General features: G+C 73.8%; 24 protein-coding genes. 15 read left to right on the plus strand and 9 right to left on the minus strand.

The annotated features are described in order from the left end of the window. The first annotated feature begins 6 nt into the window (after positions 1-6). From HA073_RS16055 to pheA, 4 genes are all read left to right on the plus strand, one after another. Positions 7-744, plus strand: coding sequence for a hypothetical protein (locus HA073_RS16055; RefSeq protein WP_043330823.1), 738 nt, complete (start codon positions 7-9; stop codon positions 742-744). A gap of 144 nt (positions 745-888) precedes the next feature. Next, a complete protein-coding gene (locus HA073_RS16060) occupies positions 889-1,341 on the plus strand; it encodes a hypothetical protein (RefSeq protein WP_030499431.1) in 453 nt (150 codons plus the stop codon). 73 nt (positions 1,342-1,414) lie between these two features. Continuing rightward, positions 1,415-1,954, plus strand: coding sequence for a hypothetical protein (locus HA073_RS16065; RefSeq protein ID WP_166456776.1), 540 nt, complete (start codon positions 1,415-1,417; stop codon positions 1,952-1,954). 10 nt (positions 1,955-1,964) lie between these two features. Beyond that, positions 1,965-2,921 carry a prephenate dehydratase gene (gene pheA / locus HA073_RS16070; RefSeq protein WP_043327728.1) on the plus strand — a complete coding sequence of 319 codons (957 nt, stop codon included), beginning with the start codon at positions 1,965-1,967 and terminating at the stop codon, positions 2,919-2,921. 43 nt (positions 2,922-2,964) lie between these two features. On the opposite strand, the gene HA073_RS16075 is transcribed toward pheA, so the two are convergent. The 3 genes from HA073_RS16075 to HA073_RS16085 form a co-directional block, all read right to left on the minus strand. Further along, positions 2,965-3,684 carry an AIM24 family protein gene (locus HA073_RS16075; RefSeq protein WP_043327727.1) on the minus strand — a complete coding sequence of 240 codons (720 nt, stop codon included), beginning with the start codon at positions 3,682-3,684 and terminating at the stop codon, positions 2,965-2,967. A gap of 86 nt (positions 3,685-3,770) precedes the next feature. Next, positions 3,771-4,115 (minus strand): metallopeptidase family protein, encoded by a 345-nt coding sequence (locus HA073_RS16080; protein ID WP_176722904.1) that lies wholly within the window; start codon positions 4,113-4,115, stop codon positions 3,771-3,773. Positions 4,116-4,204: 89 nt separating this feature from the next. Beyond that, positions 4,205-4,633 carry an OsmC family protein gene (locus tag HA073_RS16085; RefSeq protein WP_013289315.1) on the minus strand — a complete coding sequence of 143 codons (429 nt, stop codon included), beginning with the start codon at positions 4,631-4,633 and terminating at the stop codon, positions 4,205-4,207. Positions 4,634-4,795: 162 nt separating this feature from the next. Here HA073_RS16085 and HA073_RS16090 point away from each other — a divergent pair, with 162 nt between their 5' ends. The 3 genes from HA073_RS16090 (at position 4,796) to HA073_RS16100 (ending at position 7,277) form a co-directional block, all read left to right on the plus strand. Then, entirely contained in the window at positions 4,796-5,488 is a 693-nt protein-coding gene (locus HA073_RS16090) for a hypothetical protein (RefSeq protein WP_158629859.1), read from the plus strand. Between the two features lie 155 nt (positions 5,489-5,643). Then, positions 5,644-6,465, plus strand: a complete 822-nt coding sequence (locus HA073_RS16095; RefSeq protein ID WP_166456777.1) for an HAD family hydrolase — start codon at positions 5,644-5,646, stop codon at positions 6,463-6,465. Then, complete coding sequence (locus tag HA073_RS16100) at positions 6,465-7,277, plus strand: HAD family hydrolase (protein ID WP_166456778.1); 813 nt, start codon at positions 6,465-6,467, stop codon at positions 7,275-7,277. The genes HA073_RS16095 and HA073_RS16100 overlap by 1 nt, the downstream gene beginning before the upstream one ends. Before the next feature lie 35 nt (positions 7,278-7,312). Here the strand turns inward: HA073_RS16100 and HA073_RS16105 are convergent, their stop codons facing one another. After that, the gene (locus HA073_RS16105) at positions 7,313-7,903 is read right to left on the minus strand and encodes a bacterial proteasome activator family protein (protein WP_043327723.1); all 591 of its coding nucleotides are present in this window, start codon (positions 7,901-7,903) and stop codon (positions 7,313-7,315) included. A 57-nt stretch (positions 7,904-7,960) separates the two neighbouring features. On the opposite strand from HA073_RS16105, the gene HA073_RS16110 reads away from it, so the two are divergent. After that, on the plus strand, positions 7,961-8,788 hold the full coding sequence (locus HA073_RS16110; RefSeq protein WP_166456779.1) for a S9 family peptidase: 828 nt from the start codon (positions 7,961-7,963) through the stop codon (positions 8,786-8,788). 48 nt (positions 8,789-8,836) lie between these two features. Then, positions 8,837-10,060 carry an ABC transporter substrate-binding protein gene (locus HA073_RS16115; protein ID WP_166456780.1) on the plus strand — a complete coding sequence of 408 codons (1,224 nt, stop codon included), beginning with the start codon at positions 8,837-8,839 and terminating at the stop codon, positions 10,058-10,060. A 67-nt stretch (positions 10,061-10,127) separates the two neighbouring features. Here the strand turns inward: HA073_RS16115 and ddaH are convergent, their stop codons facing one another. Next, positions 10,128-10,961 carry a dimethylargininase gene (gene ddaH / locus HA073_RS16120; protein ID WP_176722883.1) on the minus strand — a complete coding sequence of 278 codons (834 nt, stop codon included), beginning with the start codon at positions 10,959-10,961 and terminating at the stop codon, positions 10,128-10,130. Positions 10,962-11,020: 59 nt separating this feature from the next. Here ddaH and HA073_RS16125 point away from each other — a divergent pair, with 59 nt between their 5' ends. Further along, positions 11,021-11,479: an Lrp/AsnC family transcriptional regulator gene (locus tag HA073_RS16125; RefSeq protein WP_030499444.1), complete on the plus strand. Its 459-nt coding sequence runs from the start codon at positions 11,021-11,023 to the stop codon at positions 11,477-11,479. Between the two features lie 55 nt (positions 11,480-11,534). Continuing rightward, positions 11,535-12,491: a zinc-binding dehydrogenase gene (locus HA073_RS16130; protein WP_069089579.1), complete on the plus strand. Its 957-nt coding sequence runs from the start codon at positions 11,535-11,537 to the stop codon at positions 12,489-12,491. Positions 12,492-12,497: 6 nt separating this feature from the next. Here the strand turns inward: HA073_RS16130 and HA073_RS16135 are convergent, their stop codons facing one another. From HA073_RS16135 to HA073_RS16145, 3 genes are all read right to left on the minus strand, one after another. Continuing rightward, positions 12,498-13,625, minus strand: a complete 1,128-nt coding sequence (locus HA073_RS16135) for a hypothetical protein (protein ID WP_104115651.1) — start codon at positions 13,623-13,625, stop codon at positions 12,498-12,500. 65 nt (positions 13,626-13,690) lie between these two features. Beyond that, positions 13,691-13,948, minus strand: coding sequence for a DUF6457 domain-containing protein (locus tag HA073_RS16140; protein WP_166456781.1), 258 nt, complete (start codon positions 13,946-13,948; stop codon positions 13,691-13,693). Next, complete coding sequence (locus HA073_RS16145; RefSeq protein WP_166456782.1) at positions 13,945-14,703, minus strand: molybdenum cofactor guanylyltransferase; 759 nt, start codon at positions 14,701-14,703, stop codon at positions 13,945-13,947. The genes HA073_RS16140 and HA073_RS16145 overlap by 4 nt, the downstream gene beginning before the upstream one ends. Before the next feature lie 247 nt (positions 14,704-14,950). Between HA073_RS16145 and fdhD the strand changes: the two genes are divergently transcribed. Further along, positions 14,951-15,805 (plus strand): formate dehydrogenase accessory sulfurtransferase FdhD, encoded by an 855-nt coding sequence (fdhD, locus tag HA073_RS16150; RefSeq protein WP_043327716.1) that lies wholly within the window; start codon positions 14,951-14,953, stop codon positions 15,803-15,805. Positions 15,806-15,809: 4 nt separating this feature from the next. On the opposite strand, the gene HA073_RS16155 is transcribed toward fdhD, so the two are convergent. Further along, complete coding sequence (locus HA073_RS16155; protein WP_166456783.1) at positions 15,810-16,919, minus strand: DUF4192 domain-containing protein; 1,110 nt, start codon at positions 16,917-16,919, stop codon at positions 15,810-15,812. 152 nt (positions 16,920-17,071) lie between these two features. On the opposite strand from HA073_RS16155, the gene HA073_RS16160 reads away from it, so the two are divergent. From HA073_RS16160 to HA073_RS16170, 3 genes are read left to right on the plus strand one after another with little or no spacing between them, the layout of a single operon-like run. Continuing rightward, positions 17,072-17,986 carry a fructosamine kinase family protein gene (locus HA073_RS16160; protein WP_166456784.1) on the plus strand — a complete coding sequence of 305 codons (915 nt, stop codon included), beginning with the start codon at positions 17,072-17,074 and terminating at the stop codon, positions 17,984-17,986. Next, on the plus strand, positions 17,983-18,999 hold the full coding sequence (moaA, locus tag HA073_RS16165; protein ID WP_166456785.1) for a GTP 3',8-cyclase MoaA: 1,017 nt from the start codon (positions 17,983-17,985) through the stop codon (positions 18,997-18,999). Before HA073_RS16160 ends, moaA begins: the two co-directional genes overlap by 4 nt. A gap of 2 nt (positions 19,000-19,001) precedes the next feature. Further along, positions 19,002-19,247: a MoaD/ThiS family protein gene (locus HA073_RS16170; RefSeq protein ID WP_043327712.1), complete on the plus strand. Its 246-nt coding sequence runs from the start codon at positions 19,002-19,004 to the stop codon at positions 19,245-19,247. Positions 19,248-19,265: the final 18 nt, after the last annotated feature.

The raw sequence follows: 19,265 nt of genomic DNA on the forward strand, positions 1-19,265 counted from the left end.
GTCGCGATGACTGTCTTTCCCGCTCGTCGAGCCGTACCGAGCAGGGCACTGCCGCCCCGCACGGTGCCGCACACCCGGGTCGAGCCCACGTCGGTGCTCGAACCGGCCCGACCGACTCCACTGGAGTGGGCCCGGCGTCGCCGGGCGGAGCGGGGGGCCCGCCGGTTGGAAGCCGCCGGGGCCCGCGCCCTCGGCCAGCTCGACCACCTCGGGCCCGCCTGGCACGTCATCGAGTGGCCCCGGACGGACCCGGCCGACATGCTGCTCGACCGCGTCCGCGACGACCGGGCCGGGTTCCTGGCCATCGGCCCGAGCGGCCTGTTCGCGGTCACCATCGCCGACCACGGCCGCGCGCGCGTGCTCGTCGCCGGTGACGTCGTGCAGATCAACGGCAAGCGCCCGCCGTACGTGGCGGAGGCGCGCCGGGACGCCAAGCGGGCCAGCAAGGCCCTCTCCGACGCGGTCGGCCTGCCGATCCCGGTCACGCCGGTGCTGACGTTCGTCGGCTCCGGCGTGATCAGCGTCTACGGGCTGCCGAAGGACTGCCTCATGGCCACCCACCGGGAGCTGGACCGCCTGCTCGTGGCCGGCGGGAACCGGATCAGCCCGGCCACCGCCGAGAAGCTGTCCCGCGTGGCCCAGGCGCCGTCGACGTGGTTCAACGGCACGTACCGTCCAACCGCCGACTACCGGTGGTACGACGAGGGCCGAACGGCCGCTGACAAGCGGGCCGCCCGCCGGTAACGTCTCCGGCGACGCCACGCGGCCCCCGGCTCCGCCCCCGACTGGTTCCGTCGGTCCGCGTCGTCGCCGGCCGCCCGGCAGCCGATGCTCCCGCCGCACCGACCGGCTAGCGTGGACAGACCGTCGGTGTACATAGGAGGCGCGGTGGCCCACGTCGAACTCTCACTCTCGGACGTGTTCGCGCCCCCGGCGGGCTCCACCGAGCAGGAGTCCGACAACTTCGGGCAGTGGTCCGGCATGGTCTCCCGAGCCGCCGAGCCGTGCCTGCTGATCGACGCCGGCACCACGGTCGTGGCGATCTCCTCGTCCGGCTGCGCGCTGCTCTGCCTGGGCGCGCCGGGGGACGTGATCGGCCTGCCGCTGCTGGAGGGCGGCCTGCGCCTGGTGGACTTCACGGCCAGCCCGAGCGAGCTGACCGAGCAGGAGACCGACAAGATCCCGCCGCTGCTCGCGCTGCACTCCGGGCGACTCGCCCGGGGTCTGCTCCGCGTGCAGGGGCCCAACTCCGACGCCGGCCGCACGGTCGACGCGATCTCCACCCCGGTGCTCACCGACGGCGTGGTGGCCGGCTCGCTCACCTTCCTCTCCGCGGTCTGACCGGCACGCTTCCACCCGGGCCCGGCCTCCTCCTACGATGGGCTCGGCCCCCGCCGTACGACGACATCCCTCGATGCCGAGGACGCCCACCGTGCTCCGCACCCCCCACCCCGGTTGCCGGCACCGCCCACTGGCGCTGCTGGCGGTGCTCGCCCTCGCCGCCTGCGGCGCGCCGCCCGAGCTGCGCACGCCGCCCGCCGTCGCCACGCCCGCGCCGGTCCCGTCGACGTCCGCCACGCCCACCCCGAGCGCCACGACGGTGGCACCTGTCACACCGTCCGCGCCCGTGCTCTCCCCGTCCACGCCGGTGACGGCGACGCCGTGCCGGGGCCGGCCGTCCGGCGACCGGATCGTCGCGCTGCTGCGCGGGTCCGCCGGAGTGCTGCCCCGCGACGTCCGGGTCACAGTGGCCACCGGTCCGCTCTGCGCCGAAGGGTGGCAGTACACCGTGCTGGCGGTCACCGGACACGAGGAGCTGCAGGTCGTCACCCGGGGCGGCAGCGGCACGCCGACGCTGGTGACGGCCGGGACGGACGTGTGCGGCGTCGAGGTGCGGACCCTCGCGCCGCCCGGCATCCGTACCCTGGCCTGCGACGGCACGCCGGGTGCGTAGGCTGGTCGGCATGCCGGGAACACCGCCGACCCGCTTCGTCTACCTGGGCCCCGAGGGCACCTTCGCCGAACAGGCCCTGCGAACGGTGCCCGCCGCCGAACGCGGGGAGCGCACACCGGCGCGTAGCGTCGGCGAGGCGCTCGACGCGGTACGCGCCGGCGACGCGGACGCGGCCCTGGTGCCGCTGGAGAACTCCATCGGCGGCGCCGTCGGCGTGACGCTCGACGAGCTGGCCGAGGGCGACCCGTTGGTGATCACCCGCGAGGTCGTCCTGCCGGTGGAGTTCGTGCTCGCCGCCCGGCCCGGCACCACGCTCGCCGACGTGCGCGGCGTGGCCGCCCACCCGCAGGCGTCCACCCAGTGCCGGGGCTGGCTGCGCGAGCACCTGCCCGACGCCACGGTTGTCGACGTGCTCTCCAACGGCGCCGCGGCGGCCGGCGCGGCGAGCGGCGAGTACGACGCCGCCATCTGCGCCCCGATCGGCGCGACCCGGCACCGGCTGGCGGTCCTCGCCGACAAGATCGCCGACCATCCGGACGCGGTGACCCGCTTCGCGCTGGTGTCCCGCCCCGGGCCGCCTCCGCCGCCGACCGGTGACGACCTCACCTCGCTGGCGGTCTACATCGCGCACGACCGGGTGGGCGCGCTGCTGGCGGTGCTCATGGAACTGGCGGTGCGGGGCGTGAACATGACCCGCATCGAGTCCCGCCCCACCGGTGAGGCGCTCGGCCGGTACGTGTTCTTCCTGGACTGTGCCGGGCACGTCGCCGACGTACGCCTCGGCGAGGCGTTGCAGGGGCTGCGCCGGGTCTGCGCCGACGTGCGGTTCCTGGGGTCGTACCCCCGGCACCGCTGGAACGCGGCGGCGGGTGACCGGTCGGCGGCGGCGTCCACCGGGCCCTCCGACCTCGACTACGCCGACGCGGCGGCCTGGGTGGCCCGGCTGCGGTCCGGCGAGCTGAGCTGACCGGCCCGGGGCGACCACGGCGGGCGCCCCGGGCACCGGAGGGTCACTGCAGCAGGCCGCCGAGCACGCCGCCCTGCTGCTGGGTGCCGCTGCCGGCCACCGGAGGCTCCTCCGAGGGCTGGACGACGACGAAACCCTGACCGGCGAAGCTCATCGTGAACGCCTCACCGGTGCTGCGGCCGAGCAGCGTGCCGAGGCCGAGCTGCTCGGCGCGGTGGTAGCCGGTCTGGAGGTTCGCCGACCAGCAGACCGCCGCCTGCGGGTCCACGTACGTCGGCGCGTCCACGTTGAGCACCACCGGGGTGCCCTTGGTGGTGATGGCGATCCGGCCGTGCCCGGTGAACACGCAGTTGAACAGGCCGGAGGAGGACGCGAAACCGGCGCCGCCGACCATCTTGATGTCGTACTGCAGGGTCGAGTCGAAGGCCAGCACGCTGGAGCCGTTGATGGACAGCGCGTCGCCCGGCTCCAGGTCGATGACGTGCACGTCCTTGGCGAAGTCGGCGAGGAACACGTCGCCGCGCCCGGAGACCTTCATCAGCGGCACGCCCTCACCGGTGAGGCGCTGCTTGATGAACTTGCCGATGCCGCCGGAGCCGAGGGCCTGGAACTGCACCTGGCCCTGGTAGGCGACCATCGAGCCGACGCGGGCCATCGCCTCGCCGTTCAGCTCGATCTTCAGCATCTTGGAGTTCTGCAACCGCATGCCCGGCTGCTGGGACTCCTTCTCAAGGTTCTCCGCGGAGAACAGCGCGCTGCGCATGGGTTTTCCTCCTGGGTCAGAATGTGCCTGACCACGGAGGTTAGGGGACCGGCGCAACCGCCGGAATTAGCCGGGCGGGGACCCGGTCAGCCCCAGCCCAGGGCGTGCAGACGCTCGTCGTCGATGCCGAAATGGTGGGCGATCTCGTGCACCACGGTCACCGCGACCTCCTCGACGACGTCGTCGTCGGTGTCGCAGATCGCCAGGATCGGATTGCGGTAGATCAGGATGCGGTCGGGCAGCACGCCGGAGTAGTCCCAGCCGCGATCGGTGAGCGCGTGCCCCTCGTACAGGCCGAGCAGGTCCTCGCCCGGCGGCGGGTCGTCCTCGACCAGGATGACCACGTTGCTCATGAGCCCGAGCAGCTCCTCGGGCACCTCGTCGAGTGCCTCGCCGACCAGTTCCTCGAACCGGTCCCGGCTCATCTCCACGGCCACGCGGCCCGGTCACTCCCCCAGAATCGGCACGTCACACGGCGAGGGCGGCCCGCAGGACACCCCCGCCGTGCCGTACGTGATGGTCAGGCCAGGCGGGCGTTCAGCGTGATCTGCGCGCCCGGCGACAGCAGCCGGGAGATCGGGCAGTTCTCCTTGGCCGCCTCGGCCAGCTTGGTGAACTCGGCCTGGTCGATGCCCGGAACCTGACCGACGGTCTCCAGGTCGATCCGGGTGACTGTCATGCCGGCGTCGGTCTTGTCGAAGTGCACCTTGGCGGTGGTCTCCACCGCCGTTTCCTGGGCGCCGGCGTCGGCGAGCTGCTTGGACAGCGCCATCGAGAAGCAGCCGGCGTGCGCGGCGCCGATCAGCTCCTCGGGGTTGGTGCCCTCGCCCTCCTCGAAGCGCGACTTGAAGGAGTAGTTGCCGGACAGGCCGCCCTTGCCGGTGCGGACGGTGCCGGACCCCTCGGTGAGGTTGCCCTGCCAGCGAGCGGATGCGGTACGGATAGGCATGGCACGACGCTACGCGAAAGCGGGCCGCGTCGCACCGCACCTGTGGACCACGATCCGGGCCGTCGGGTGTGTGCTGTGCCATGATTCGACGCAGGCCCGCGTACGGGAAGGGTGGCCATGTCACAGGATCTCCCCGTCCCCCGCCAGGAGAAGCGAATCCCCGTGCGGGACGACGACACCACTGTCGTCGAGTGGGGTGACGCCGAGCCGGAGTCCCCCGGCCGGGCCGGACGCTCGCTCGCCGCCCTGGGCCGGGACCGCCGCCTGCCGACAGTGCTCGCCGGGCTCGCCACGGTGGCCGCTGTCGCCTCGCTGATCGGCGAGTGGCTGATCATCACGGTGCCGGCCGAGGCCCGGGACGACGACGCGCCCACCCGGCTGACCAGTGGCATCTCCGAGATCGGCGGGTTCGGGGTGGCGTACCTGGTGGGCCTGCTCGGGCTGTCCGTGGCGCTGGCTCTGGCGCTGCGCGGCGCCCCGGCGGTCCGTCGGCACGCCGCGCTCGCCGGGCTGGGCCTGTCGGCGGGCGTGCTCGGCGTGCTGGTCGCGACCGCCGCCTCCCTCGAGCAGCTGGCCCGGCGCATCCTATTCTTCGTCGGGGACCAGCGCCTCGACGTGGAGCACGGGCGCGGCCTGGTCACCGCGTTCCTCGCCGTGGCGCTGCTGGCCGCCGCGCTGCACCTGGCCGGCCGGAGCGCCGGGGACACGCCCGCCGACGAGGAACCGGACCACGACCACCCGGACGACCGGCCCGCCTGGCGGGGACGCGCCGCCACGGACGACCTGCCGCCGGCCCCCGCGGACCTGACGGTGCAGCCCACGGTGCCGTTCGCGGACCCCGACCGGTCCCGCTGACGCCGCATACGTCGGCCACCGCGGCTTCGCCTCCGATTCGCCGGAAAGCCGTGGTTGCCGCCCGTTCCGCGAGATACGGTTGCTGCCCGCCGTCCCGTGGTCGCGGCACCGAAGACCTGGTCGGCCGGCGTGACGGCGCGGGCGAAGGAGGAACCATGACCCGCCCGGGACTGCCCAAGCTGATCGCCACCGACCTCGACGGCACGCTCGTCCGCAGCGACGAGACCGTCTCCGCGTACACCCACCGGGTGCTGGACCGGGTGCGGTCCGCCGGGATTCCGGTGGTCGGCGCGACCGGCCGCGGACCGCGCCTGACCGAGCTGACCCGTAACGACATCCGGGCCGCCGACTTCCTGGTGATGGCCGGTGGCGGCCGGGTGGTGGACCAGAGCGACCCCGACGGGCCGCTGGTGCTGCGCGACGAGCGGCTGCCCGGCGAGGTGCTGGCCCGGATCCTCACCGACCTGGAGGCGGCGGCCGGCCCGCTCACCGTGATGGTCGAGGCGTCGGACGAGCACGACGCGCCGCTGTGGGGCGACTACCACCCGAGCTGGCCCTACCCGGACCGGTTCGAGGCGCGCAGCCGGATGGAGTGCCTGTCCTGCGACGTGATCAAGGCGTTCGCGCGTACCGCCGACCACCACGTGGACGAGCTGCTGGCCGCCGCCCGGGCGATCGTGCCGCCGGAGGTGGCCACGCTCACCCAGGCCGGGCTCGGCTTCATCGAGATCTGCCCGCCCCGCACCGACAAGGCCAGCGGCCTGAGCGTGATCGCCGAGCGGCTCGGCGTCGACCCGGCCGACGTGCTGGTCTTCGGCGACCAGCCGAACGACCTGCCGATGTTCGACTGGGCCGGGTGGGCGCGGGTGGCGGTGGCGAACGCCCACCCGGAGGTACGCGCCGCGGCGGACGAGATCACCTTGCGCAACGACGACGACGGGGTGGCCGTCTACCTGGACCGACTACTGTCCCGGTGATGGAAGATCCACCTCGGCTCGTCGCCTCCGACATCGACGGCACGCTGCTGCGCGACGACCGGACGCTCAGCCCGCGTACCGCCGGCGTGCTGGCCCGCATCGCCGCCGCCGGCACGCCGGTGGTCCTGGTCACCGGCCGTCCGATCCGCTGGCTCCAAATGGTGTACGAGCAGCTCGCCGCGCCGCTGCCGGCGATCTGCGCGAACGGCGCGGTGGTGTACGACCCGGTCACCGACCAGGTGCTGCGGGCCGACCCGCTCGCCCCGGAACTGCTGGCGGAGGTGGCCCGGCGACTACGGGCCGAGGTGCCCGGGGTCAGTCTCGCGGTGGAGATCGTGGACAGCCGACAGATGCGGCACGAGGCGCACTACCCGCTGCGCTGGGACGCCGACCTCGACGCCATCCGGGCCGTCGAGTCGCCCGAGGAACTGCTGGCCGCACCCGCGGTGAAGCTGCTGGCCCGCGCCGCTGAGCAGGACCCGGACGTCTTCGTGCAGGTGGTGGCGGGCGCGCTGGAGGGGCTGGCCGAGGCGACCCACTCGTCGTACAGCGGGCTGATCGAGATCTCGGCCGCCGGCGTGACGAAGGCGGCCGGCCTGGCCTGGTACGCGGAACGGCTGGGCGTCGGCGAGCGGGACGTGCTGGCCTTCGGCGACATGCCCAACGACGTGCCGATGCTGGCCTGGGCCGGACGCGCGGTGGCGGTCGCCAACGCCCACCCGGCGGTACGGGAGATCGCGCACGAGGTCACCGGGCCGAACACCGAGGACGGCGTGGCGGCGTACCTGGAGAAGGTCTTCGAGCTGGACTGAGCGGCCGGGGCGCGTGACGCGCCCCGGCCGGCGGGTCACAGGTACTGGCCGGGCGCGTGGCCCTCGCCGGCGCCGGGCATCCCGGGCATGCCCGGGATCACGCCGCCGGGGCCGCTGGGCAGCGCCTGACGGCCCGAGCGCATCTGCTCCAGCTGGACACGGGCGGCCATCTGCTGGGCCACCAGCGCGGCCTGGATGCCGTGGAACAGGCCCTCCAGCCAGCCCACGAGCTGGGCGTGCGCGATCCGCAGCTCGCCCTCGCTCGGCGTCTGCCGCTCGGTGAACGGCAGCGAGAGCCGCTCCAGCTCCTCGCGCAGCTCGGGCGCGAGACCCTCCTTCAGCTCGACGATCGAGCGCTCGTGGATCTCCCGCATCCGGTTCCGGCTGGCGTCGTCCAGCGGCGCCGCCTTCACCTCCTCCAGCAGCTGCTTGATCATGCTGCCGATCCGCATCACCTTGGCCGGCTGCTCGACCAGGCGGGTCGGGTCCTCGCCCTTGCCCTCCTCGTCGGTCTGCACCGTGCCGACCGGGCGGCCGTCCGGCCCGACCACCACCACGGTGCCGGGGATGCCATCGTTGCCCTGCTCGTCGTCCCGTCCGGAATGCGCTTCGGTCATGGCACCCATCTTTACCCACGCCGACCATGTGCACGCGGCCGGACCGGAGGGAGCTACCGTCGCCGCATGCTCTCCGACCCACGCGAGGTGCTGACCCGCCCGTCTCCGCCGCCGGACGCCACAGTCGCCTACGGCGACCACCCGGACCAGCTCGCCGACCTGCGCCGGCCCGCCGGCGACGGGCCGGCCCGGCCGCTCGTGGTCGTGGTGCACGGCGGTTTCTGGCGGGCCGAGTACGACAGGGCCCACACCGGCCCGATGGCGGCGGCGCTGGCCGCGCTCGGCCACCCGGTCGCGCAGATCGAGTACCGCCGGACCGGCCAGCCCGGCGGCGGCTGGCCGCACACGCTCACCGACGTCCGCACCGGGGTCGCCGCCCTGCCCGGTCTGGCCGCCGCCGCGCTGCCCGGCCGGGTGGCCCCCGTACCGCCGATCCTGATCGGCCATTCCGCGGGCGGGCACCTGGCCCTGTACGTGGCCGCGCGCGCCCCGGAGACGGTCGCCGGGGTGGTCGCGCTGGCCCCGGTGGCCGACCTCGCGCAGGCGTACCGGCTGGACCTGGACGGCGGGGCGGTGGCCGCGCTGCTCGGCGGCTCCCCGGAGGACGTGCCGGACCGGTACGCGGACGCGGATCCGTCGAATTTCGTACCCATGCGAACACGGACCGTAGTCGTGCATGGCGAGCAGGATCTTCAGGTTCCCACCTCGATCAGCCGATCCTGGGTGGCCGGCGACCGGGCTGCCGGCGGCACTTCCACCTTGATTGAGCTGCCTGAATGCGAGCATTTCGGGCTGATCGACCCGGAGGCGGCTGCCTGGCCCCGGGTGACACAGGCGTTGCGGTCGCTTCACGATGATCTTCCGGGCATTGACGCAGCGTCGCCGACCAGGTAGAACGCCGAAGGGGTGTGCACCATGGCCACCCCGTCGGGAAGGAAATCGGTGGCACAGATGAACCGCAGGCGGGCTCTGCAACTGCTGGCCGCGCTGGGCACCACCGGACTGGCGGCGGGTTGCGGCTCCGGGGAGGACGACACCGGGGAGCAGGCCGGATCCGGCAGCCCGATCAAGATCGGGCTGATCGTGCCCGGCAGCGGGGCGAACAAGGCCATCGGCGACGAGATCACCAACGGCTTCCAGCTCTACCTCCGCCTGCGCGGCCAGCAGATCGCCGGCCATCCGGTCACGCTGGTGCCGGCCGAGGAGGGCTCCACCGCCGCCAGCGGCAAGGCCGCCGTGGAGCGGCTGATCAAGGAGGGCGTGCTCGCGCTCACCGGCGTGGTCAACCCCACCGTGATGACCGGCATCAAGGACTCGGTCGAGCAGGCCCGGGTGCCGCTGATCGGCTCCAACGCCTCCCCCTCGACGCTGCAGGGCGTCGTCTACATCTGGCGCACGTCGTACGTGCTGACCGAGCCGGGCGAGGCGCTCGGAGAGTACCTGCGCCAGAAGCTCGACGCGTCGAGCCGCATCGCCATCTTCGGCACCCGCGGCCAGGGCAGCCAGGACGTCGTCGAAGGGCTGCGGCGCGCGTACGAGCGGGGTCGCCGGCTCACCGAGGACCCGATCTACACCGACGACTCCGACAACCCCTCGCGGAATCTCTACGCCGGGCCGATCCGCAAGGCGCTGGAGCGGAAGCCGGACGCGGTCTTCTGCCACTACTCGGGCGCCCAGGCCGTCCAGTTCGTCAAGCAGCTCTACGCCCTGGGCTACCGGGGGCCGATCTACGCCCCCGGGTTCCTCACCGAGGGCACCGCGCTGGACCAGCTCGACGACGGTGAGAAGGGCCGCGACCGCAAGCTGATCGAGGCGAACGGCATCGAGACCGCGCTCAACTACTCGGCCGATCTCAACAACACCGCGAACCGGATCTTCGCCTCGGCGTACCGGAAGACGTTCAACTCCGCGCCGACCACGTACGCGATGGCCTCCTACGACGCCGCGCTGGTGCTGGACAAGGCGATCCGGCTGGCCGGGGCGAACCCGTCCCCGCAGCAGGTCAACCTGGCACTCGGCAAGGTCGGCCAGGTGGACAGCCCGCGCGGCCCCTGGCAGTTCAACCAGACCCGTACCCCGCAGCAGAAGTGGTACCTGCGCCGGGTGCAGACCGACGGCCGGCTGCTGTCCAACATCGTGATCAACGAGCTGGCCACGCTCGGCTGACCGGCCCCCGTACGCGACGAAGGGCGGTCTCCCCACCGGGAGGCCGCCCTTCGCGCCGAGGCGTGGCTCAGTGCCGCAGTTCGGCGATGCAGCACTTCACGCTGCCACCGCCCTTCTTCAGCTCGGACAGCTCCACCGGGACCGGGTGGTAGCCGGCCGCCTTCAACTTGCCGGCCAGCCGCGTCGCCTCGTTGTTCAGCACCACGTTGAGCCCGTCGCTGACCAGGTTCAGGCCGAACGCCAGCGCGTCCTCGTCGTCGGCGACGATCGCGTCCGGGAACAGCTGGGCCAGCACCTTCTGGCTGGCGGCGGAGAAGGCGCCCGGGTAGTAGACGATGTTCTCGTCGTCGATCGAGGCGAGCGCCACGTCCAGGTGGTAGAAGCGCGGGTCGATCAGGCGCAGCGAGACCACCGGGCGGCCGAGCGCCTCCTGCGCCTCGGCGTGCGCGGCCGGTTCGGTCCGGAAGCCGTGCCCGGCGAGGATCAGGCCGCCGTGGGCCTCCGGCAGGTACGCGAAGTCGCCCTCGCCCTCGTTGGTCTCGTTCGGGGCGATGAACCGCCAGCCCTGCTCCTCGTAGAACGCCCGGTGCGCGGCGGCCTCGGCGGTCCGCTGCTCGTGCTTGAACCGGGCGCCGTAGACGGTGCCGTCGACCACGAACGCGCCGTTCGCCGCGTAGACCATGTCCGGCAGCCCCGCCTCGGGCGTGAGCAGGTGCACGTCGTGGCCGAGCCCGACGAGCGTCTCCCGCAGCCGGTCCCACTGCTTGACCGCCAGGTCGGCGTCGACCGCCGTGGTCACGTCCATCCACGGGTTGATCGCGTACTCGACCGTGAAGTGCTCGGGCGAGCACATGAGATATGTCCGCTTTCGCGAGACTCGCTGCTGGTTCACGGTCACCAAGAGTAGGTACGGTACAACTTTGGTAACAGCCACAAGCATTGCTTCCCGGGAGCAGAACGTTGCAGATAGACGCGGTAGACCAGCGAATCATTGCGTTGCTCGTGGCTGACGCCCGCGCCTCGTACGCGGACATCGGCACCCGGGTGTCACTCTCCGCCCCCGCCGTCAAGCGACGGGTCGACCGACTCCGGTCCGCCGGGGTGATCCGGGGATTCACCGCCGTCGTCGACCCGGCCGCTGTCGGCTGGACCACCGAGGCGTTCGTCGAGCTGTTCTGCGCCGGCCGGACCACCCCGGCACAGATCGGCGCCGCCGCCCGACGGCACCCCGAAGTGGTCGGCGCGTACACCGTCTCCGGCGAGGCCGACGCGCTCGTGCACCTGCGCGCCGCGGACATCTCGCACCTGGAGGAGGCGCTGGAGCGGCTGCGCGCCGAATCGTTCGTCACCTCGTCCCGCAGCACCATCGTGCTCTCCCGGCTGGTCGAGTCCCCCGGCGTCGGACCGTCCACGCCTTGACCTCAACCTCGCTTCATGTCGTGCACTGGTGACCGGCTCGAAGCGAGGGGGCGGTATGCGTGCGGTGTGGCTGCGGGAGTTCGGCGGACCGGAGGTGCTCGTGCCCGGGACGGCACCCGATCCGGCACCCGGACCGGGCCAGGTGCTCGTCGACGTGGCACACGCGAACATCACGTTCGTCGAGACGATGTTCCGGGCCACCGGCTTCGGGCCGTTCGACGCCGAACTGCCACTGATCCCCGGCAACGGCGTCGGCGGGACGATCACCGAACTCGGACCCGGCGTCGATCCGGCGCTCGCCGGGCGCGTCGTGGTCACCGCCACCGGCGGCACCGGCGGGTACGCCGAGCGCGTCGTGGTCGACCGGAGCGCCCCTGTCCCCGTACCCCCGGGGTTGGCCCTGGACGCGGCGGTGGCGCTGATGGCCGACGGCCGGACCGCCCTGATGCTGGCCCGGGCGGCCGGGCTGCGGCGCGGCGACCGGGTCCTGGTGGAGGCGGCGGCCGGCGGCGTCGGGTCGCTGCTCACGCAGTTGGCGGCGGCGTCCGGGGCGACGGTGGTGGCCGCCGCCGGCGGCCCGGCGAAGGTGGCCGGGCTCCGCGCGGCCGGCCTCGACCTGGCAGTCGACTACCGGCAGCCCGGCTGGACCGGCCGGGTCCGGGACGCCGTCGGCGCGGTCGACGTGGTGTTCGACGGCGTGGGCGGACCGCTCGCCCGGGAGGCGTTCGACCTGCTCGACCCGGGCGGGCGGATGCTCAGCTTCGGGCTCGCCGGCGGCGCCTGGGCGGACATCCCGGCCGAGGCGGCCACCGCACGCGGCGTCACGCTGCTGAGCCCACGGCCCGGCCCGGACGAACTGCGCGCCCTCACCGAGGCGGCGCTCGCCGAGGGTGCCGCCGGCCGGCTGCGACCGCAGATCGGGCAGCGCTTCCCGCTGGAACGGGCCGCCGACGCGCACGCCGCGATCGAAGCCCGGCAGACCGTCGGCAAGACCCTGCTCGACGTGCGCTGACCCGGCTCAGAGGTACATGCCGGTGCGGTGCTCCTCGGCCCGCGCCGGCTTGTCCCCCTCGCCGAAGAAGCGCTTGCCGCCGAACTCGCCGTGCAGACGGTCGTCCAGCTCGTCCGCGAGACCGGTCATCACCTGCACCGCGAGCATCAGGTGGGTGGGCTGGAAGTTGCGGCCGAACACCGGAATCGAGGCCCACACCGTGTCGTCGGCGCAGTAGAGCCGCCCGATCGGCATCCGGTTGGTCAACTCGGACAGCTTCACGTACAGGCGCTCGGTCGGCTCGACCTCGGTCAGCACCGGCGAGAAGACGTCCACGAGCGGCGGGTTGTCGCGCACCCGGACGAACACCATCGCCGAGCCGGCCCGGATGTTGATGTCACCGTCGGAGTCGACCTGAAGCTGGTCGGACGCGGACTTCAGCATGGTCGACACGACGGTGCGGACCCGCTCCTCCAGGGCCAGCACGTCGTTCTCGCCGGACTGCGCGGCCGCCGCCGCGGCCAACGCCTCGTCCAGGTCGGCCTCGACGTCGCGGTCCGGGCCGAACTCGCTGCGGGCCGTACCGAGCGGCTCCACCGGCAACGGCTCACCCTCGGTGTCGTGCACCAGGTAGACGAGGAAGGCGGGATGCGGGGCGCCGTAGACGTCACGCAGCGTCCGGGACAGCACAGCGGCCAGCCGGGTCGCCTCGTCGGTGCCGCAGTCCAGCCCGAACTGCTCACCGGAACCCGGCACCACGCCCGGCGGCGACCAGCCGAGCGCCACCATGTCGGCCACCGCCGCCCGGTCCAACCGGTAGCCCTGGGGCAGCGTGGCGTTGCCGACCGCCCGGGCCGAGAGGCGACCCTCCTCGCCCGCGTCCACGCTCACCGAGTAGACGGCGTCCCCGGTGCCGGAGGCGGTCGGATCGAGTGTCACCTCCAGGTGACCACCGGCGGGCAGTGCGCGTAGCCGCTCGGCGAGCGCCCGCGCGAACTCACGCCAGGCCTCGGTGACCTTGGCCCGAAGATCAGCGGTGGTCGGCTCGTCGAGCAGGATCGACTCGTGATGCTCCGGCGCGCTGCCGGTGGCGTGGTGTTCCGGCGCGCTGCCGGCAGGCTTGTCGACCGGCGCCGAGGGGTGGTCTGCCGTCATGATCGCCTCCGTCCGTCCCCGCCACCCTACCCACGCGCGGCGGCCACCGAATCACGCGCAAGGCGCTATTCCGCGGGCGTGGACCCACCCAGATCCACCGGCCACGAGCCGGCCAGCGCGCTGAGCCGCTCGGCCGCCGCCGCCGGGTCCGCCCCGCGCCCCACCGCCACCCCCAACAGGTACGCGGTGACCGGCGCCCCCGGCCGGACCACCTGATGCGCCACGTCCCGGGCCACGTCCAGCACTGTCGGCACCGGCACCCCGGCCGGGTCCAGCTCCAGCTCGGCGCAGACCGCCGTGACCCAGTCGTCCAGCACCGTCATCTCGACCACTCCTCCGCCCGGCGTACGTCCTCGTCAGTGTCGCAGTCGAACCAGGGCGGAGGACCCGAGCCGGACCACGACACCTCGCGTACGGCGACACCGGTCAGCAGTCCGCGTACCGGCGCCCCGTCGAGGGTGCCGCCCCGCGTCGCGGCGAGCCGGTCGAGGGCGGCCCGCAGGGCCGGTAACCGCCACACCGCGCAGAGCTGCTGGCGGCGGCCGTCGCCGTCCACGTAACAGGCGAGGGCGACGGTCGGTCCGCGCGGGGGGAGCGCTGATGCCCGCTCGGTAGCGCGGTCGAGTTCCCGATCAGCGGCCGGTTCGCGTTCCCGCTCGGCGGCCCAATCGTGTTCCCGCTCGGCGGCCAGGTCGTGTTCCCGCTCGGCGGCCAGGTCGCGTCCCCGCTCGGCGGCCGGGGTGTCGAGCGCGTGCCGCAGCTCGGTCACGGCGGCGGCGGTGAGCAGCGGGAGATCGGCGGCGAGCAGGGCGACTGTTGTCGTACCCGGGTCGAGCAGCGCCAGCCCGGCCGCAATGGCGGCCACCGGCCCACCCCCGGGTGGCTCCTCACGTGTCGTCCGGACGCCGTCGGGCAGCGGAACGGACGGGCCGACCACGATCCGCTGGTCCGCGTCGGCAACCGCGGCCAGTACCCGGTGCAGCATCGGCCGGCCGCCGACCGGACGGGCCGGTTTGTCGACGCCGCCCATCCGCCGGGCCGCGCCACCGGCAAGGACCACCGCCGCGTACCCCGTCACCGCCTCACCCTATCCACGGCCACGACCGTCGAATCCCGGCTCGGGCACGAGGCCCGGGCCCGTGCCCGGCTTCGCTGGCGGTTTTCCGACGTTGATCAACTCCATCTCGCCGAAGTGGCGGCATCCGGGGCCGTCCGATACCGCCACTTCGGCGATCTGGTGTCGATCATGATCGGCTGGGCCGGCGGGGGCACGTGAACGAGTGGGGTGGGGTGCGGGCAGTGGAGGGGCCGGGGAGGATGGCGGGATGGGACGGGCGACAGACCGGCGGAGCGTGCTGCGGATCGACCTCGACGCGACGGGCGAGGGCCGGGGCCGGATCCGCCGCCAGGACACCCTGGCCGCGGAGGAGCCACTGGAGATCCGCGTGGGCGCGGCCGGGCCGGGTCGGCGTCGGCCGCTCGCGGTGACTATGCGTACGCCCGGCGACGATCTGGACCTGGCGATCGGCTTCCTGCTCACCGAAGGACTGATCCGGTCGGCCGAGGACGTGCACACCGCACAGCTCTGCGCCGGCGCGGAGACCCCGAACACCTACAACGTGGTCGACGTGGCGCTCACCCCCGGTGTTCCGGAGCCGGTCACCGATCCGTCGCGCAACTTCTACACCACCAGTTCGTGCGGCGTGTGCGGCAAGGCGAGCATCGAGTCGGTGCGTACCCGTTCGCGGTTCGCCGTGCGGGACGACCCGCTGGTGGTCACCGCCGAGTTGCTGGCCGCGCTGCCGGACCGGCTGCGGGCCGCGCAGCGCGCCTTCGACCGCACCGGCGGCCTGCACGCGGCCGGCCTCTTCACCGCCGACGGGGAGATGGTGGTGCTGCGGGAGGACGTCGGGCGGCACAACGCGGTGGACAAGGTGATCGGCTGGGCCGCCCGGGAGGGGCGGTTGCCGCTGGCCGGGCACGTGCTGCTGGTCTCCGGGCGGGCCAGTTTCGAACTCACCCAGAAGGCGTGGATGGCGGGCGTGCCGCTGCTCGCCGCGGTGTCCGCGCCCAGCACGCTCGCCGTCGAGCTGGCCGAGGAGGCCGGGATGACGCTTGTCGGCTTCCTGCGCGGGCCGACCATGAACGTCTACACCGGGGCGGCCCGGATCGGCGGCTGACGGCTCAGCGCCGTGGACGGCGACGGCGACGGCGCAGCACCGGGCCTCCGTCGGAACCGGGCCAGCCGTCCAGCTCGGACGGGGCCACCCCGCGCCGAAGCGCCTCGTCGAGCAGCAGCGCGAGCGAATAGCCGGGGTGGGCGGACAGCACCCGTTCCAGGGCGACAGCCGCCAGCGCCCCGTGTCCGGAGCGCCAGGCGGAGAACGCGAGCAGGCAGCCCGGCGCGGCGATCAGGTCCGGCTCGGCACGCCGCGTCACGTCGGTCCAGAGGCTGATGTCGGCGTCCCGGCCGTCGGTCCGGGACCAGGCGTGATCGCGTACCGGGATGTGGGTGAGCAGGACGGTCAGCCAGGCCACCTCGTCGTCGTCGAGCCGCTCGCCACGCCGCTGCCTGCGGAACGCGGCCCGCACCGCCGCCGTGCCCGCGCTCCGCACCGCGCGTGGTGAATCCTCCGGACCTCCACCGTCGGCCCGCACATCACCGTCCCCCGGCACGGAACTGCCGGCCTCCGGGCCCCGGCCGGACTGCGCGGGCGTCCCGCCGGTGAGCGCGGCCAGGCGCAGACGGGCCCGGCCGGTGGCCCGGCGCATGGCGAGGCGTACCGGCCCGTCGAGCGGGGACACCTGCGCGGCCAGCGCGGCCCGGTCGGGCAGGGCGACCTGGCCGGCGAACACGGCCGCGGCGCTGACCTGGCTGGCGGCCGGGTCGTACGGGGTGCCCTCGGGCGGGCAGCAGGACGGCTCGGCGCACAGGTACGACCACCAGCGGCCGTCGGTGACCCGCAGGGCGTCGAGCACGACCAGGCCGGCAGCGGTCAGCGCGTCGCCGATCGCGTCCACGGCACCGGTCACCCGGGCGGCCGGACCGTAGCCGACGAGTGTGGCGGCGTCGGCGTCCTGCCGGGCCACCACGTGTGCCAGGTGCCGGGCCGCCGGGCCGGGGTCGGCGCCGGGCGCGGGCAGGTCTCCCCGGGCGGCGAAGACGACGCGCCGGCCGCGTACCGCGACCACCACGACGCTGTCGGCCGGGTGGAAGCCGAGCAGGTAGGGCACGGCCGTGACCATGTCGGCGGGCGTGCGGACGGAGAGGCGGGGTTGCTCGGTGGAGTTCATGCCGGGAGCGTGGGCGGTGGAGTGCCACCGCGTCCGCCCCTGTGGACGACACGCGGTCCGTCCACAGATACGGAGCGTATCGGTCCAGGTCAGCGGCGATCCGTGGCGTCGCTTGCCCCACGGTTGTCCGGGGTACCCGCTACCTTGCGCTCATGGACCTGGCGTACCTGCGGGCACACCCGGAGCACCTGCCGACCTTCCTGACCCACCAGCGGATCCGGGAGACCCCGGTCTCCGGCGGCGACATCTGCGCCGCTTCCCGGCTCACGCTGGACGACGGGCACTCGGTGTTCGCCAAGACGTGGCCGGAGCGGGCGGCGCGTCCACTGCCGGAGGGCTTCTTCGCCTCCGAGGCGGCCGGGCTGCGCTGGCTGCGCGAGGCGGGTTCGGTGCCGGTGCCGGAGGTGATCGTGGCGTTGCCCGATCTGCTCGCGCTCGACTGGGTGGAGCCGGGCGAGCCGACGCCGGAGGCCGCGGAGGCGTTCGGGCGTGACCTGGCCGGGCTGCACCGGGCCGGGGCGCCCGCGTTCGGCGCGGACTGGGCCGGGTTCATCGGTGCGCTGCCGCAGGACAACACGCCCGATCCCGGTCCCTGGCCGGACTGGTTCGCCCGGCGCCGCCTTCTGCCCTACCTACGCAGTTCGGTCGACGGCGGCGCGCTCGACGGTTCCGGGGCGGCGCTGGTCGAGCAGGTCGTCGCCCGGATCGGCGAGTTCGGCGGTGACGAGCCGCCGGCCCGGGTGCACGGCGATCTCTGGCCCGGCAACCTGCTCTGGGGCGCCGACGACCGGGTCTGGCTGGTCGACCCGGCCGCGCACGGTGGGCACCGCGAGACCGACCTGGCGCAGCTCGCCCTCTTCGGCGGCCCGCCTCACCTGGACCGCGTCCTGGCCGCCTACCGGGAGGCGTGGCCGCTGGCCGACGGCTGGCGGGAACGGGTGCCGCTGCATCAGCTGCACCTGCTGCTCGTGCACACCGCGATCTTCGGCGCGGCGTACGCGGACGCGGTGGCCGCCACCGCCCGGGCCGCCCTCCGGGGCCTCGACCGCGCTACGGTCGACGGATGAGCGCCCCCCGGACGACGACCGACGGCGTCCTCGCCGACCGGTACGGCCGCGTCGCCCGGGACCTGCGGGTCTCGCTGACCGACAAGTGCAACCTGCGCTGCACCTACTGCATGCCGGCCGAGGGCCTGCCCTGGCTGTCCGGTCCGCAGCTGCTCACCGACGACGAGATCGTCCGGCTGGTGGGTGTCGCGGTGACCCGGCTCGGCATCACCGAGGTGCGCTTCACCGGCGGTGAGCCGCTCATCCGGCCCGGCCTGCCCGGCATCGTGGCGGCGGTCGCCGCGCTCACGCCCCGGCCGCGCATCTCGCTGACCACGAACGGCATCGGCCTGGCCCGCATGGCGTCGGCGCTGCGCGACGCCGGGCTGGACCGCGTCAACGTCTCGCTCGACACGCTGGACCGCGACCGGTTCACCGCGCTGACCCGCCGCGACCGGCTCGCCGACGTGCTCGCCGGGCTGGCCGGGGCCGCCGAAGCCGGGCTGACCCCGGTGAAGGTCAACTCGGTGCTCATGCGGGGCACGAACGACGACGAGGCGCCCGCGCTGCTCCGGTTCGCGCTCGCGCACGGCTACGAGCTGCGGTTCATCGAGCAGATGCCGCTCGACGCGCAGCACGGCTGGGACCGCTCGACCATGGTCACCGCCGACGAGATCCTGGCCTCCCTGAAGGCCGCGTTCGCGTTGACGCCGGACCCTTCCGCGCGGGGCGCGGCACCGGCCGAGACGTGGCTGGTGGACGGCGGGCCGGCCCGGGTCGGGGTGATCGCCAGCGTGACCCGGCCGTTCTGCGGCGACTGCGACCGCACCCGGCTCACCGCCGACGGCCAGGTGCGCAACTGCCTGTTCGCCACGGAGGAGTCGGACCTGCGCGGCGCGTTGCGCGACGGCGCGGACGACGAGGAGCTGGCCCGGCGCTGGCGCGCCGCGATGTGGGCCAAGCGGGCCGGTCACGGCATCGACGATCCGACGTTCCTCCAGCCCGCGCGTTCGATGTCGGCGATCGGAGGCTGAGGGTGGAGCTGACCGTCCGCTACTTCGCCGGCGCCCGCGCGGCGGCCGGACTCTCCGAGGAGACCGCATCCGCCGGCCGGTCCCTGGACGAACTCCTCGATGACCTGGCCGCCCGCCACGGCGAACGCCTCGCGGTGGTGCTGAAGGCGGCGAGTTTCCTGGTCGACGGCGTGGCCTGTCATGATCGACGGGCGCTGTTGCCGGCCGGGGTGACGGTGGACGTGCTGCCGCCCTTCGCGGGCGGCTGAGGGGGGCACACGTGCTGG

Source organism: Micromonospora sp. CMU55-4 (assembly GCF_011602315.1).
In the GTDB taxonomy this organism is placed as follows: domain Bacteria; phylum Actinomycetota; class Actinomycetes; order Mycobacteriales; family Micromonosporaceae; genus Micromonospora; species Micromonospora chalcea.